Raw genomic sequence first — 12289 nt, forward strand, 5'->3', positions numbered from 1 at the left:
TCCGAGGGTGCCCGGGCCCTGGGGGCCCGGGCGCCGTTGGCTCAGCGGTACTGCTCGGTACCGGTGTCGTAGTCGGACTGGAGCTGGCTCTCCGTCTCCTCGACGGTGAGGGAGCCGTTGATGAGGCCCTGCATCCCGGCGTTGAGGTCGTCGTAGAACGTCGAGGTCGGCCAGTCGGGGTAGAAGGCGAGGCCGTCGCGCTCGAGGACGGTGTTGAACAGCTCGATGAGCGCCTGCGCGTCGGGGTCCGTGATGTCCTCCGGGTCGGCGGCGACCGGCAGGCCGCCGGCGTTGCCGAGGATCGCCTGGACCTCGGGGCGCATCGTGATGTCGATGAAGTACGCCGCCATCTGCGTGTGCACCTCGTCGGTCACGGTGGGGATCACCCAGAGGTTCCCCGAGCTGCCCGGGACCAGCGTGGACCCCGGGAAGTCCGTGACGCCGAAGGTGAAGTCCGTGATGTCAGCCAGGAAGCGCCCGTACCACCAGGAGCCGGAGTAGAAGAACGGCGACTCCCCGTTGATGAAGGCGAGCCCGGCGTCCTCAGCCGTCATGCCGGTCGAGGTCGGGGCGATGAAGCCCTGCTCGACCCAGTCGGCGATGGCCTGGGTGCCCTGGTCGACAGGGTCGGCGGCGAAGTCGACGGGGGCGTCGTAGAGCTGGTACGCGTCGACGAACTCACGGTCGGCCTCGTTGAGCGTGAGCTGGTACCACAGCTGTCCCGCGGGGTACTCCTGCGCCGACGTCGCCAGCGGCGTGACGCCCTCGTCGACGAACGTCTGCATCGCGGACTCGAGCTCGTCCATCGACGTCGGGACCTCGACGCCGTACTCGTCGAGCATGTCCTGGTTGTAGTACAGGAAGACGAACTCGCCGTAGTTCGGGACGCCGTAGTGCGTGCCGGAGCCCATGACGCCGTTCTCCGCGTACATCGTCGTGGTCTGCAGCGACTCGGCCAGCTTGTCGCCCCAGCCGTAGGACTCGTAGAAGCCGTCCAGGCTCTGCAGCACACCGAGCGAGGACAGCGCTCCTGCTGTCCCGTTGCCCTTGTTGTACTCGGACAGGTCCGGTGCGTCGGAGGAGACGAACAGCTGGCTGGCGGTGTCGCTGAGGTCCTCGAAGGCCGTGATCTGGTAGTCGACCGTGGCGCCTGTCTCCTCCTCGAACGTCTCGGCGGCCGCGCGCCACGCCTGGCCCATCGCGGACTCGTCGTTCTCGTACACCAGGACGGTGAGGGTCTCACCGGCGAAGTCGTTGTCCCCGGACGCCTCGGCAGCGGTGCCCGACTGCCCGGAGCCGCCGGACGAGCACGCCGCGAGGGAGAGGGCGCCGACGGCGGCGATCGCCGTCATCCCGTGCTTGCGGTACTTCATGGTCCTACCTCCTTGTAGATGGCCCGTGGGCCGGCTGGGTCGTGCGTGTGAATCGTCGAAGCGCTTCGACAGTGGGTGTGGGGGACGGGCAGCGGAGTGCGGGGCGTCACGTGATCCGGCGGGGCGGTGGTGCCGGGGCCGTCGAACCGTGCGGCCGGTGCGACGCGGGGACGAGCGTGACGCCGCCGGGGGCAGCGGTGCCTTCGATGAGGCCGACGAGCATGTCGACGGCGACCGGGCAGGTCAGCGCCGGGTCGAGCGGCCAGGCGTCGAACGGCAGGGGTGCTCGGCTGGGGTCGGGGGTCATCCCGACCGCGACCACCGAGACATCTTCGGGGACGCGCAGGCCGCGGGCGGCGAGGACGGCGGGCAGTGACGCCGCGGTCTCCTGCACGGTGCTGAGGACGATGGCCGTGAGGTCGGGGTGGCGGTCGAGGAGCTCCTCCACGACGCCGTCCGGTGCCGCCGGGTCCGGGTGGACGACGGTGTGCCGGATCCCGAGCTCCTCCGCGCGCTCGATGAACGCCTGCTCGATCCGGAGCGGGTAGTTCGCCTCGCGGGCGATGACCTCCTGCGTCTGCGAGATCAGGCCGATGCTGCGGTGGCCGCCGGCGTGCAGCCGGTCGATCGCGTCGACGGCTGCGGCGCGGAAGTCCAGGTCCACGCAGGACAGCCCGGTGGTGTCGAGGGGCAGGCCGATGAACACGACGGGGCAGTCCAGCGACCGGGCCAGCTCGGCGCGCTCGTCGTGAGCGGCGACGTCGAGCACCACGATGCCGTCTGCGAGCGACGTCGCGGCGGACCGGCGCATCCCTTCGAGGGCGTCGTCCTGGACGAGGAGGAGGGTGTCGTAGCCCTGGTCACGGGCCGCCGTGGTCACGGCCATCGCGAACGCCATGTGCGCGCTGTGGTCCGTGTCGGGATGCAGGGGGGTCGTCACGGCGATGACCTGCGTGCGCCGAGCGGCCAGCGCGCGCGCTGCCGCCCTGGGGGCGTAACCCAGCTGCGCCGCCGCCGCCAGCACGCGCTGCCGTGTCTCCTCGGTGATGGCCCGCTTCCCCGAGAGCGCGTACGACACCGTGGAGATCGACACGCCCGCAGCGCGAGCCACGTCGTCGATGGTTGGCATGTCGGAACTTCGTCCTTGAGCGGTGTCGAAGCGCTTCGACGGAAGAATAAGTTCAACGAGTCGCCGAATGCAAGAGGCGCGGCCGGATCGTTTGGCGTCCCCGATCCCCGTGAGCCGGTCCAGCGCCTCTGGCGCACCGGCCTCGCGTTCCGCCCGCGGGACTGAGGAGCCGCCGGGCGGCCGGCGCCTCGCCGTGACGGGCCGCCGGTCCTTCGTCCCTGCCCGGAGGTCCGCGGCGTCCCTATGGTCGGAGCGTGGGAACGGTGCCGGCCCCGGTGGGCGAGGTGGGGCCCGGCTGCGAACCGCTCGCCGAGGGGTTCCTGCGTGAGCCCGTCTCGACCTGGTCGAGCCTGGCGTTCGTGGTCGCCGGCGTCGTGATCGTCGTGCTGGCTCGCCGGCGACGACGGCGCCTGGGGGTCCCGGGCGAGGGGGGACTCGTCGAGCCGCCGTCCACCGCGTACGCCGCCCTGGTGGCGGGGATCGGCCTGGGCTCGGTCGTCCAGCACGGGCCCAACCCGATCTGGGCCGACCTGGCCCACGACCTCCCGCTCCTCGGTGCCCTCGTGCTCATCGCCGCCGACGCCGTGGCCGACCTCTCCGGACGGGCACGGTCGTGGTGGTGGTGGGCCCTGCCGACGGCGGCGCTCGCGCCCGTCATCCACCTCTGGCCGACGGCCGGGGACATGGCGCAGGGCGGCGTGGCTGTGATCGCGGTGGTGATCAGCCTCGTCAGGGCCGGGCGGCGGCCGCTGCTGCGGCCGCCGATCCTGTGGACGCTGGTCCTGCTGGCGACCGGAGGGCTGATCGAGATCCTGTCGAGCCCGGGGTGGCCGTTGTGCGACCCCGCGACCCGGTGGTGGTTCGGCCACGCGGTCTGGCACGTCCTCGTCGCGGCCGGCCTGGCCGTCCTCTCCGGGGCGCTCGGCCGGCGACAGGCTCGGACGGGCCCAGCCGGTCCCGTCCGCGGGACGGTGAGTGCGATGCGGCGTCGACCCGGGCGACGGACGCCGGTCACCGCGCCCCGTCGTCCTGCGCCGCGTCAGTCCTCGTCGTAGGCGAGGGCCGCGAGGCGGGGCAGGCGGACGCGCATCTCGTGCTCGTCGTCGAAGTCCCACATGGCCTCGAGCTGAGGCAGGGCGGCGCGATCCGTGTCGGGGAGCTCGTCGCCCGTCAGCGACTCGTAGACGTCCCACGCCACGGCGAGCATCGCCTCGCTCTCCAGCTCCTCGCCCGCGGCCATCGCGGCGCGCACGGCGGGGACGTCGGCGAGGCTGTCCGGCTCACCGACCGCCGACTCGAACGTGTCCCGGCCCTGCGCGACCAGCCACCCGCGGAAGTAGTCGAAGCCGTCGTCGGACGCCCCGCCGTTGACGAGGTACGCCGCCGCCCACAGGTCGGTCGTGTAGGAGTCGGCGAGCAGGTGGCTCAGCGCGGCGTCGAACGCGAGGACGTCCTCGGGACCACGCTCGGCGAGCTGTGCCGCGAGCGCCTCCACCACGGCGTCGGTGTCGGTGGGGTCCTCCACCTCGTCGCGGGCCGTCTCGACGAAGTCCCAGAGCTCCGTGGGGTTCACACCCGCAACGCTAGCCCTCGCCGACCTCTCCGCGGTGGGCCTCACCGTCGTCCTGGATCACCAGGAGCATCGTGCCCTGCGGGTCCCGCAGGTACGCGACCCGCTCGCCCCACGGGGTGTCGGTCGGTGGCACCGTCACCTCTCCACGGGCTCGGGGCGCCGCGACCACCGCGGCGTCGAGGTCCGGGACGTAGATGCACAGGTCGACGGCGTGGCCGCTCGCCGGGAGCGGGACCTCTCCGTACATCGTCGGCGAGGTCCCCAGCGCCAGAGCCACGCTCGACCGTCCGATCCGGAGCGTCAGGTACTCCGGGACACCGTCGTCCGGGAACCGGTAGCTGACCTCGGCCGCGAAGGTGTCGCGGTAGAACGCGAGAACGGGCTCGATCGCGTCGACGTGGAGGATCGGGAACACCTCGCCGCTGCTCATCCCGTCACGCTACGCCGATGTCCCGGCGCGATCGCCACCACCTGGGGACGGCGGTCCCACGCCGGCGACGCACCTCGCTGCCACGATGGCGGCATGGCCACCTGGGGTGAGCTCTCCCGAGGCGATCCCGACCTCGCCGCCACGGCGAAGGGCCTGCTCACGGTCCCCGGCACGGGCTTCGGCTACCTCGCCACCGTCGGCCCCGACGGCGCGCCCCGCATCCACCCGGTCATGCCGGTCTGGGCGGCCGGGTCGATGTTCGCCTTCATCGGCCCCTCACCGAAGCTCCGGGACCTCGAGCGCGACGGCCGCTACGCGCTGCACTCGACCGGCTCTGAGGACGTCGACGACGAGCTGATGATCGTCGGCCGGGGCGTCGTCCGGGGCGAGGAGGAGCTGCGGGCGGCGGCCACGGCCGCGTGCCCGTTCGTCCCGGCGGAGGACACGGCGCTCGTCGAGCTGTTCCTGGACCGGGTGATGTGGGCGCACTACGCGCCCCGCGGCGTGTTCCCGCCGCAGTACGTCGTCTGGCGCGACGGCGCGGGTGGCCCCGGGTCCTCCGAGCGGTGAGGAGCGGTCCTTCGTCCCTGGCGCCGCAGGCCGCCGGTGCCAGCCTGACCGTATGAGCAGTGATGCGGTCCAGGTGACCCCGACGCGGTCCGCACGCGTGACGACGCTGGTCCTCGAGGCGCTCACCGCCGTGGGCGCCGCCGCCGGCGTGCAGGGCTTCCTGTCCGGCACCTTCGACGTGCTGGTCGACCAGCTGAACGACGCGTGGCCGCTCGTGCAGGGCCGCGTCCTCCCCGCGGTCGCCCTCGGCGCGTTCGTCGCCCTGCCGCAGGCCGCCGCGTTCGTCCTCGGCGTGCGGCGCCATCGCTGGGCCGCCGAGGCCGGGCTGGCCGTCGGCGCGACGCTCGCCGCGTGGGTGACGCTCCAGCTGCCGCTCATCGGCTGGACCTCACCGGTGCAGTGGGCGTTCTTCGCCGTCGGCGTCGCGGAGGTGGTCGCCGCGAGCGTCTGGCGGCGTCACGAGCGGAGGCCGGGGCTCCCGGCGGGGACTCGTGCCGCGACGGCGTCGCCGCAGGTCACTCCACCGCGACGGTGACCACGGCGATGTCGTCGCGCGCGTTGCCCGACTGGTAGGACATGACGTCCGCGAGGATCGCATCTGTCACCTCCGCGGCGCTGCCGCGGTGCTCGTCGACGACCGACACCAGGCGCGAGCTCCCGTAGAAGTGCCCGCGGCGCCGGCCCTCGGTGACGCCGTCCGTGAAGAGCACGAGGGCGTCGCCGGGGCTGAGCGTGACCTCGGTGTCGGTGAACGTGGCGCCCGGCAGCGCGCCGAGGAGGGCGCCGTGCTCACCGACGGCGACCGGTGGCTGCCCGCGCCGACGCAGCAGGGGCAGGGGGTGCCCGCCGCACGCGACCGTCGCACACCAGCGGTCGTCGGCCCGCCGCAGCCGCACGACCACCACGGTGCAGAAGCGGTCCGTCTCGGCGTGGTGGAGCACCTGGTCCAGCGTGTGCAGCACCTGGCTGGGGGAGTCGTGGTCCACCGACGCGGCGCGCACCGTGTAGCGCGCGAGCGCGGTGACGGCAGCCGCCTCTGCGCCCTTGCCCTGGACGTCGCCGAGAGCGATGACCCAGTCGTCGGTCGAGACCTGGAAGACGTCGTAGAAGTCCCCGCCGACGTACCGGCCGTCGCCCGCCGGCCGGTACGCGGCGGCGAGGTCGAGGCCGGGGATGTGCGGGGGCGTGGGCGGGATGAGCGTCTGCTGGAGGGTCTGCGCGAGCTGGAGCGCCCGCTCCTCGGACTCCTCCGCGCGGCGCTTGGCGGCGAGGACCTCCTGCTCGTACCGGCGGCGCTCGGTCGCGTCGAAGACGGCGGTCCGGATGACGAGCGGCGCTCCGTCGGCGTCGCGGTCGAGCACGGAGTTGACGAGGACGGGCAGCCGGCGACCGTCCGCGCACACCACCTCCAACGCGATCTCGCGCGCGGTCCCCTGCATGTGCAGCGTCGGCGCGTAGTGCGTCTCGTGGTAGATCCGGCCGCCGACCGGCAGCAGGTCGATGAACCGCCGTCGGCCGACGAGGTCCTCGCGCCGGTGGCCGGTCCACGCGAGGAACGTCTCGTTGACGCGCACGACGACGCCGTCCGGCGTGGTCGACAGGTACCCGCACGGCGCGCGGTCGTAGAGCAGCTCCGGGTCGTCCTGGAGGAGCGCCTCGTGGAAGGCGGCGTCGGCGCGCTCGCGCTGCGGGGTCGGCACGGGCGCTCAGTCCCGCACGAAGGCGGCGATCGCAGCCGTCGTCGCCTCGGGTGCGCTGAGGTTGGGGCAGTGGCCGGTCACGTCGAGCAGCACGAGCTCGGCACCGGGGATCGCGTCGCGGACGTACTCGCCGACGGCGACGGGCGCGATGACGTCGTCGGTGCACTGCAGGACGAGCGTCGGCACGGTGACGTGAGGCAGGTCGGCGCGGTTGTCCGAGAGGAACGTCACGTGGGCGAACCGGCGGGCGATGTCCGGGTCGGTCCGGCAGAAGCTCGCGGTCAGCTCCGCGCCCAGCTCCGGACGGTCGGGATTGCCCATGATCACCGGGGCGATGGCGCTGGACCAGCCGAGGTAGTTGCTGTCGAGGGAGTCGAGCAGCTCGGTGATGTCGGCCTCGGTGAAGCCGCCGGTGTAGCCGTCGTCGGCGTCGGTGTACCGCGGTGACGGGCTGACGAGGACGAGCTTGTCGAAGCGGTCGGGCTCCGCGGCGGCGGCGAGCACCCCGATCATCGCCGAGACGGAGTGGCCCACGAAGACGACGTCCGCGAGGTCCAGCCCGTGGAGGATCGCCAGGACGTCCTCGGCGTAGCCGTGCAGCGAGCCGTGCCGGACCGGGTCGTACGCGGAGGGGTCGGAACCCCCCGCGCCGACGTGGTCGAACGCCACGACCCGGAACGCGTCCTCGAAGTGCGGGGCGACGTGCCGCCACATGTTCTGGTCGCAGCCGAACCCGTGCGCGAAGACGACCGGCTGCGCCCCGGGCACGCCGGAGACGCTGATGTTGTGCCGGTCGACCAGGTCCACCCGTCGAGGGTACGGACTTCGTGTAGGGACGGCTCGGGGAGCGTCAGCGTGGCCCGGCGTGGAGCCGCGCCGCCTGATGCAGCAGGTGGTCGCGCTCCGCGGTGCTGGCCGCCGTCCGCGCCGCCTCCGCGTACAGGCCGGCCGCCACCACCACGTCGCCGGCCCGCTCGCGCAGGTACGCCGAGGCAGCGGTGTGCCGGGGCAGCGACGGGTCGACGTCGGCGAGCGCGGCGAGGCCGGCATGCGGACCGTCGGCCTCTCCGACGGCGACCGCGCGGTTGAGCCTGACCACCGGGCTGTCGGTGAGGCGCAGCAGCTCGTCGTACCACTCGACGACCTGCAGCCAGTCCGTCTCCGCCGCGGTGGGGGCGTCCGCGTGCAGGGCCGCGATCGCGGCCTGCGCCTGGTACTCCCCGAGGCGGTCCCGGGAGAGGGCCGCCTGCAGCAGGTCGACGCCCTCCCTGATCAGCGGCGTGTCCCATCTGCTGCGGTCCTGCTCCGCGAGCGGCACGAGGGCGCCGTCGGGGGTCGTGCGGGCGGCCCGCCGCGCGTGGTGCAGCAGCATGAGCGCGAGCAGCCCGCTCACCTCCGGGTGGTCGACGACGGCGGCCAGCTGGCGGGTGAGCCGGATCGCCTCGGCCGCCAGGTCGACGTCGCCGGAGTAGCCCTCGTTGAACACCAGGTACAGGACGCGCAGGACGGTCGCGACGTCGCCCGGCTGGTCTAACCGCACGCCGGCGACCGTGCGCTTGGCGCGGCTGATGCGCTGGGCCATGGTGGCCTCGGGCACGAGGTACGCCGCCGCGATCTGCCGGGTGGTGAGACCGCCGACGGCGCGCAGCGTCAGCGCCACCGCGGAGGCGGGCGTGAGCGACGGGTGCGCGCACAGGAAGTACAGGTGCAGGGTGTCGTCCGCGGAGGGTGCCGGCCCCGCCGCCGGCTCGGCGTCCACGGCAGCCTCCCGACGGCGGCGGGACGCCTCCGAGCGCGTCGCGTCGAGGAACCGGCGCCACGCCACGGTGATGAGCCACGCCTGCGCGTCGCGCGGGGGATCGGCAGGCCACGCGCGGACCGCCTCGACGAGCGCATCCTGGACGGCGTCCTCGGCCGCCGCGAAGTCGGCTCCGCGGCGGACGAGCACCCCGAGCACCCGTGGCGCGAGGGTCCGCAGCAGGACCTCGTCCACGGGGGTGCTCATCGCCGGCTCACTCGGTGATGGTGGCCGGCATCGACAGGAAGGGACGCAGCTCGAGCCACTCGTGGATCGGCCGGCCGCCGGCGCCGGGTGCGGCCGACAGCTCGCCCGCGAGCTCGACGGCCCGCTCCTGCGACTCGACGTCGATGATCATCCAGCCGGCGATGAGGTCCTTGGTCTCGGCGAACGGGCCGTCGGTGACCGGCGGACGTCCGTCACCGTCGTACCGCACCCACAGGCCGTCCGGTGCCAGGGCCTGGCCGTCGACGAACTCGCCGGTCTCGCGGAGCCGGTCGGCGAAGTCGTCCATGTACTGGATGTGGGCCGTGACCTCCTCGGGGGTCCACTGGTCCATCGGCACGTCGTTCAGGGCCGCCGGGTTGCCGCGGTAGTGCTTGAGCAGCAGGTACTTGGCCATCGGTCCGTCTCCTCGTGGTGGTGCGGCCCATTCTGGCCGCGCTCGAACCAGGGACGCAGCCGCGCGGCGGTTCTCGACATCGGCGCCGGGATCTCGAGCCCTCTGTGTGCTCAACGGCGGCGGCGACGTGCTCCCTGAGTTGCGGGACGTGCTCGTGGCACGCACGGTCAGGGCTCGCACTGCCGACGTCCGAGGCTCTCTCGGGCAGAAGAAGGGGACAGCATCTTGGCTCACGAGAACAGCAGCACCGCCCGCGGACCCGTCACGGACCGCACGCCCGGGCAGACCCGGGTCGACGACGGCGTCCACGGCGCGACACCGGCCCACGACGTCCACGTCGTCGACCACGACCACCGGGACCGGTTCACGCAGCCCACGCGGCGTCAGGAGCTGGTGAGCTGGGGTGCCGTCTGGGCCGGCCTTGTCGTGACCATCGCCGTGTTCCTCCTCCTCCAGCTCGTCTTCTTCTCCCTCGGTGCGCTCGGCCTCGGCGAGGGCTCCGAGGCCTCGGGAGGCATCATCAGCGCGGTCATCGCCCTGGTGGCGTTCTTCCTCGGCGGCATCACCGCCGGTGCCACCAGCGTGTGGCGCGAGGGCAGGGGCGGGCTGTTCCACGGCATCGTCCTGTGGGCCCTGGGCATCGTCGCCATCGTGTTCCTCACCCTCTTCGGGGGCGGCGCGCTGTTCGGCAGCCTCGCGGACGTCCTGGGCCAGACCGCGCGGATCCAGCAGTCCGCCGGTGCGCCCGACGTCGACATCCAGAGCGCCATCGACTCCGCCCGGACCGGCGCACGCTGGGCCGTCCTCGGCCTGCTGCTGCCGCTCGTGGCCGCCGCGGTCGGCGGTCTCGTCGGCGGGAAGCTCGGCTCGAAGGCGCCGGACGCCACGCCGGACCCCGTGACCTCGCACTGATCCCGCTTCATCCAGCGGTGACCCAGCGCTGACCCAGCGCTGACCGGCGGGGCGCGCGTCAGCGCACCGCGAACCGCTCGACCAGCCGGTCCATGAGCGCGTCCGTGCGCTCGTCCACCACGCGCCGCGCCGGGTCCGCGTCGTGCCACTCGACCATCTCGCGGGCGCCCTGCTCGAAGCGGACCGTCGTCGCGAAGTCCGGTACCAGGGTGCGCAGCTTGGTCGTGTCGAAGACCGACGAGTGGGTCTTGTCGCCGAGCAGGCTGGCGCCCCACTCCGGGTCCTCGGCGGCGATGACGTCGGACGGGACGTGGACGATCCGCAGGTCGTCGACGCCGGCCGCGTCCGCCAGGGCGCGGGCGATCTGGTCCCAGGTGAGGACGTCGTCGCCGGTGATCGTGAAGGCCTCGCCGAGCGTGCGCGGGTCGCCCAGCAGGGGCACGAGGCCGCGGGCGAAGTCCGTGTGGTGGGTGAGCGTCCACAGCGAGGACCCGTCCCCGTGCACGACGACCGGCTTGCCCTGGCGCATCCGCTCCACGACCGTCCAGCCCGCGTCGAACGGGACGAGGGTCCGGTCGTACGTGTGCGACGGGCGCACGATCGTCGCCGGGAACCCCTCCTCGCGGTACGCCTGCACGAGCAGGTCCTCGCAGGCGATCTTGTCGCGGGAGTACTGCCAGAACGGGTTCCGCAGGGGAGTGGACTCGGTGATCGGCAGGCGCTCGGCCGGCGTCTGGTACGCCGATGCCGAGGAGATGAACACGTACTGACGCGTGCGTCCACGGAAGAGGTCGAGGTCCGCGCGCACGTGGTCGGGGGTGAAGGCGACCCAGTCGACGACGGCGTCGAACGTGTGGTCGCCCAGGGCGTCCCGAGCGGACGCCGGGTCGCGGACGTCGCCGTGGAGCACCGTCGCGCCCTCGGGGAGCGGCCGGGACGACGTCGTGCCGCGGTTCAGGACGTACAGGTCGAGGCCGCGCTCGACCGCCAGGGCAGAGCACGCGGAGCTGATGATGCCGGTGCCGCCGACGAACAGGACCTTGAGGGGGCTCATCCCCGTGACGCTAGACCTCGAGGTCGGCTGTCGCAGAGGAGACGGCGGGCGACGGGCCGGGAGCCGAGCACCCGGCCCGTCGCACCGCGGTGCCAGCGGTCAGCCGGTCATCTCCGCGGACGCGACGACGTCGCAGTCCTCTGCGGAGTCGGTGCCTTCCGCACCGATGCACCTGTCGTGGCTGCTCGCCTCGGGGAGCGGGACGCCGGGCGGTGGTCCGCCGGCACCCGGCGGCAGCTCACCGGCCATGGTGTCGTCGCCGCGTCCGCCGTTGATCTGGTCGTCACCGGGGCCGCCGGCGAGCAGGTCGTCCCCGTCCTGACCGAGGATGACGTCGTTGCCGAACCCGCCGATGATCTCGTCGTCGCCCGCCCCGCCGTGGCCGACGTCGTTGCCGACCGCCAGCGCGAGGAAGTCGTTGCCGGGGCCGCCCGCGACGTGGTCGTCACCCGGCCCGGGGAGGATCTCGTCGTTGCCGGCACCGCCGTCGATGTGGTCGTCCCCGCCCGGTGCGCGGACGTTGCCGAAGAACGTCGTCGTGTCGCCGAGGATGATGTCGTCCCCGCCGCCGCCGCGGATGAGGTCGTCCCCGAGGAGACCGCAGATGAAGTCGTCGCCCTCGGTGCCGATCAGCCGGTCGCGACCGTCGGTGCCGATGATGACGTTGTACTGACTGAGGTCGATGAAGGGCGGGACGGCGCAGTCCTCCGGGACGGTGACGTCGGCGAGCGCGGGCGCGGCTCCCAGCAGGGGCAGCGCGAGCGCCAGGGGCAGGGCAAGTGCGCGGGGTCTTCTCATGGGTGTGGCTCCTCGTGACACGACGCTGGGTGACGAGGCGGGGCGCCGGGCTGCGAGGCAGCGGGGCCAGTCCGCGTGGGAGGAGGGCAGCCCGCGGGCGGCCCACTCCGGTGACGTGCGGCACTCGTGGCGGGGAGGGTCCGGCCGTGTCCCCTCGCCGACGTGAACGGGCCCCATGCTCGTCCTGGCCCCGTCATGGTCACAAGGGCTGTGGTCGGGCATATCACTCGAAAGAGGGCGTCGTCGACGGCCGCGTGCGGTGACGACACCCGGGCGGACCACGCGGTGCCCGTCGGCCCCGTGGGAGCGTCGGGGTGGTCCGACACCCAG

General features: G+C 73.1%; 14 protein-coding genes. 4 read left to right on the plus strand and 10 right to left on the minus strand.

Going from position 1 to position 12289, the window contains the following annotated elements; genetic code table 11:
- Positions 1-41 precede the first annotated feature (41 nt).
- On the minus strand, positions 42-1373 hold the full coding sequence (locus LG379_RS14410) for an ABC transporter substrate-binding protein (RefSeq protein ID WP_225755285.1): 1332 nt from the start codon (positions 1371-1373) through the stop codon (positions 42-44).
- Positions 1374-1479: 106 nt separating this feature from the next.
- Complete coding sequence (locus LG379_RS14415) at positions 1480-2502, minus strand: LacI family DNA-binding transcriptional regulator (protein ID WP_225755286.1); 1023 nt, start codon at positions 2500-2502, stop codon at positions 1480-1482.
- 254 nt (positions 2503-2756) lie between these two features.
- On the opposite strand from LG379_RS14415, the gene LG379_RS14420 reads away from it, so the two are divergent.
- Positions 2757-3557 (plus strand): hypothetical protein, encoded by an 801-nt coding sequence (locus tag LG379_RS14420; protein ID WP_225755287.1) that lies wholly within the window; start codon positions 2757-2759, stop codon positions 3555-3557.
- On the opposite strand, the gene LG379_RS14425 is transcribed toward LG379_RS14420, so the two are convergent.
- Together LG379_RS14425 and LG379_RS14430 are read right to left on the minus strand one after the other, a co-directional pair.
- Positions 3542-4075 carry a DUF4240 domain-containing protein gene (locus tag LG379_RS14425; RefSeq protein WP_225755288.1) on the minus strand — a complete coding sequence of 178 codons (534 nt, stop codon included), beginning with the start codon at positions 4073-4075 and terminating at the stop codon, positions 3542-3544. The two genes, LG379_RS14420 and LG379_RS14425, sit on opposite strands and share 16 nt — an antisense overlap.
- A gap of 10 nt (positions 4076-4085) precedes the next feature.
- Positions 4086-4505: a glyoxalase/bleomycin resistance/extradiol dioxygenase family protein gene (locus LG379_RS14430; RefSeq protein WP_225755289.1), complete on the minus strand. Its 420-nt coding sequence runs from the start codon at positions 4503-4505 to the stop codon at positions 4086-4088.
- Between the two features lie 93 nt (positions 4506-4598).
- On the opposite strand from LG379_RS14430, the gene LG379_RS14435 reads away from it, so the two are divergent.
- Entirely contained in the window at positions 4599-5075 is a 477-nt protein-coding gene (locus LG379_RS14435) for a pyridoxamine 5'-phosphate oxidase family protein (protein ID WP_225755290.1), read from the plus strand.
- A gap of 52 nt (positions 5076-5127) precedes the next feature.
- Positions 5128-5610: a hypothetical protein gene (locus tag LG379_RS14440; protein ID WP_225755291.1), complete on the plus strand. Its 483-nt coding sequence runs from the start codon at positions 5128-5130 to the stop codon at positions 5608-5610.
- On the opposite strand, the gene LG379_RS14445 is transcribed toward LG379_RS14440, so the two are convergent.
- From LG379_RS14445 to LG379_RS14460, 4 genes are read right to left on the minus strand one after another with little or no spacing between them, the layout of a single operon-like run.
- Entirely contained in the window at positions 5591-6775 is a 1185-nt protein-coding gene (locus LG379_RS14445; RefSeq protein WP_225755292.1) for a PP2C family protein-serine/threonine phosphatase, read from the minus strand. The genes LG379_RS14440 and LG379_RS14445 overlap by 20 nt on opposite strands.
- A 6-nt stretch (positions 6776-6781) precedes the next feature.
- A complete protein-coding gene (locus LG379_RS14450) occupies positions 6782-7582 on the minus strand; it encodes an alpha/beta fold hydrolase (protein ID WP_225755293.1) in 801 nt (266 codons plus the stop codon).
- A gap of 43 nt (positions 7583-7625) precedes the next feature.
- Positions 7626-8780: an RNA polymerase sigma factor gene (locus LG379_RS14455; RefSeq protein WP_225755294.1), complete on the minus strand. Its 1155-nt coding sequence runs from the start codon at positions 8778-8780 to the stop codon at positions 7626-7628.
- 7 nt (positions 8781-8787) lie between these two features.
- Positions 8788-9195: a YciI family protein gene (locus tag LG379_RS14460; RefSeq protein WP_225755295.1), complete on the minus strand. Its 408-nt coding sequence runs from the start codon at positions 9193-9195 to the stop codon at positions 8788-8790.
- Positions 9196-9420: 225 nt separating this feature from the next.
- Here LG379_RS14460 and LG379_RS14465 point away from each other — a divergent pair, with 225 nt between their 5' ends.
- Positions 9421-10107 (plus strand): hypothetical protein, encoded by a 687-nt coding sequence (locus LG379_RS14465; protein ID WP_225755296.1) that lies wholly within the window; start codon positions 9421-9423, stop codon positions 10105-10107.
- Positions 10108-10165: 58 nt separating this feature from the next.
- On the opposite strand, the gene LG379_RS14470 is transcribed toward LG379_RS14465, so the two are convergent.
- Together LG379_RS14470 and LG379_RS14475 are read right to left on the minus strand one after the other, a co-directional pair.
- Positions 10166-11161 carry an SDR family oxidoreductase gene (locus tag LG379_RS14470; protein ID WP_225755297.1) on the minus strand — a complete coding sequence of 332 codons (996 nt, stop codon included), beginning with the start codon at positions 11159-11161 and terminating at the stop codon, positions 10166-10168.
- Between the two features lie 99 nt (positions 11162-11260).
- Positions 11261-11959 carry a calcium-binding protein gene (locus tag LG379_RS14475; protein WP_225755298.1) on the minus strand — a complete coding sequence of 233 codons (699 nt, stop codon included), beginning with the start codon at positions 11957-11959 and terminating at the stop codon, positions 11261-11263.
- Between the last annotated feature and the right edge of the window lie 330 nt (positions 11960-12289).

Origin of the sequence: Actinotalea sp. Marseille-Q4924 (assembly GCF_916618755.1) — a bacterium.
Lineage (GTDB): Bacteria > Actinomycetota > Actinomycetes > Actinomycetales > Cellulomonadaceae > Actinotalea.

What these genes read in the sequence shown, in the direction of transcription:
- LG379_RS14410 (WP_225755285.1), bottom strand. Translation starts at nt 1,373, where the DNA reads ATGAAGTACCGCAAGCACGGGATGACGGCGATCGCCGCCGTCGGCGCC.
- LG379_RS14415 (WP_225755286.1), bottom strand. Translation starts at nt 2,502, where the DNA reads ATGCCAACCATCGACGACGTGGCTCGCGCTGCGGGCGTGTCGATCTCC.
- LG379_RS14430 (WP_225755289.1), bottom strand. Translation starts at nt 4,505, where the DNA reads ATGAGCAGCGGCGAGGTGTTCCCGATCCTCCACGTCGACGCGATCGAG.
- LG379_RS14435 (WP_225755290.1), top strand. Translation starts at nt 4,599, where the DNA reads ATGGCCACCTGGGGTGAGCTCTCCCGAGGCGATCCCGACCTCGCCGCC.
- LG379_RS14440 (WP_225755291.1), top strand. Translation starts at nt 5,128, where the DNA reads ATGAGCAGTGATGCGGTCCAGGTGACCCCGACGCGGTCCGCACGCGTG.
- LG379_RS14455 (WP_225755294.1), bottom strand. Translation starts at nt 8,780, where the DNA reads ATGAGCACCCCCGTGGACGAGGTCCTGCTGCGGACCCTCGCGCCACGG.
- LG379_RS14460 (WP_225755295.1), bottom strand. Translation starts at nt 9,195, where the DNA reads ATGGCCAAGTACCTGCTGCTCAAGCACTACCGCGGCAACCCGGCGGCC.
- LG379_RS14470 (WP_225755297.1), bottom strand. Translation starts at nt 11,161, where the DNA reads ATGAGCCCCCTCAAGGTCCTGTTCGTCGGCGGCACCGGCATCATCAGC.
- LG379_RS14475 (WP_225755298.1), bottom strand. Translation starts at nt 11,959, where the DNA reads ATGAGAAGACCCCGCGCACTTGCCCTGCCCCTGGCGCTCGCGCTGCCC.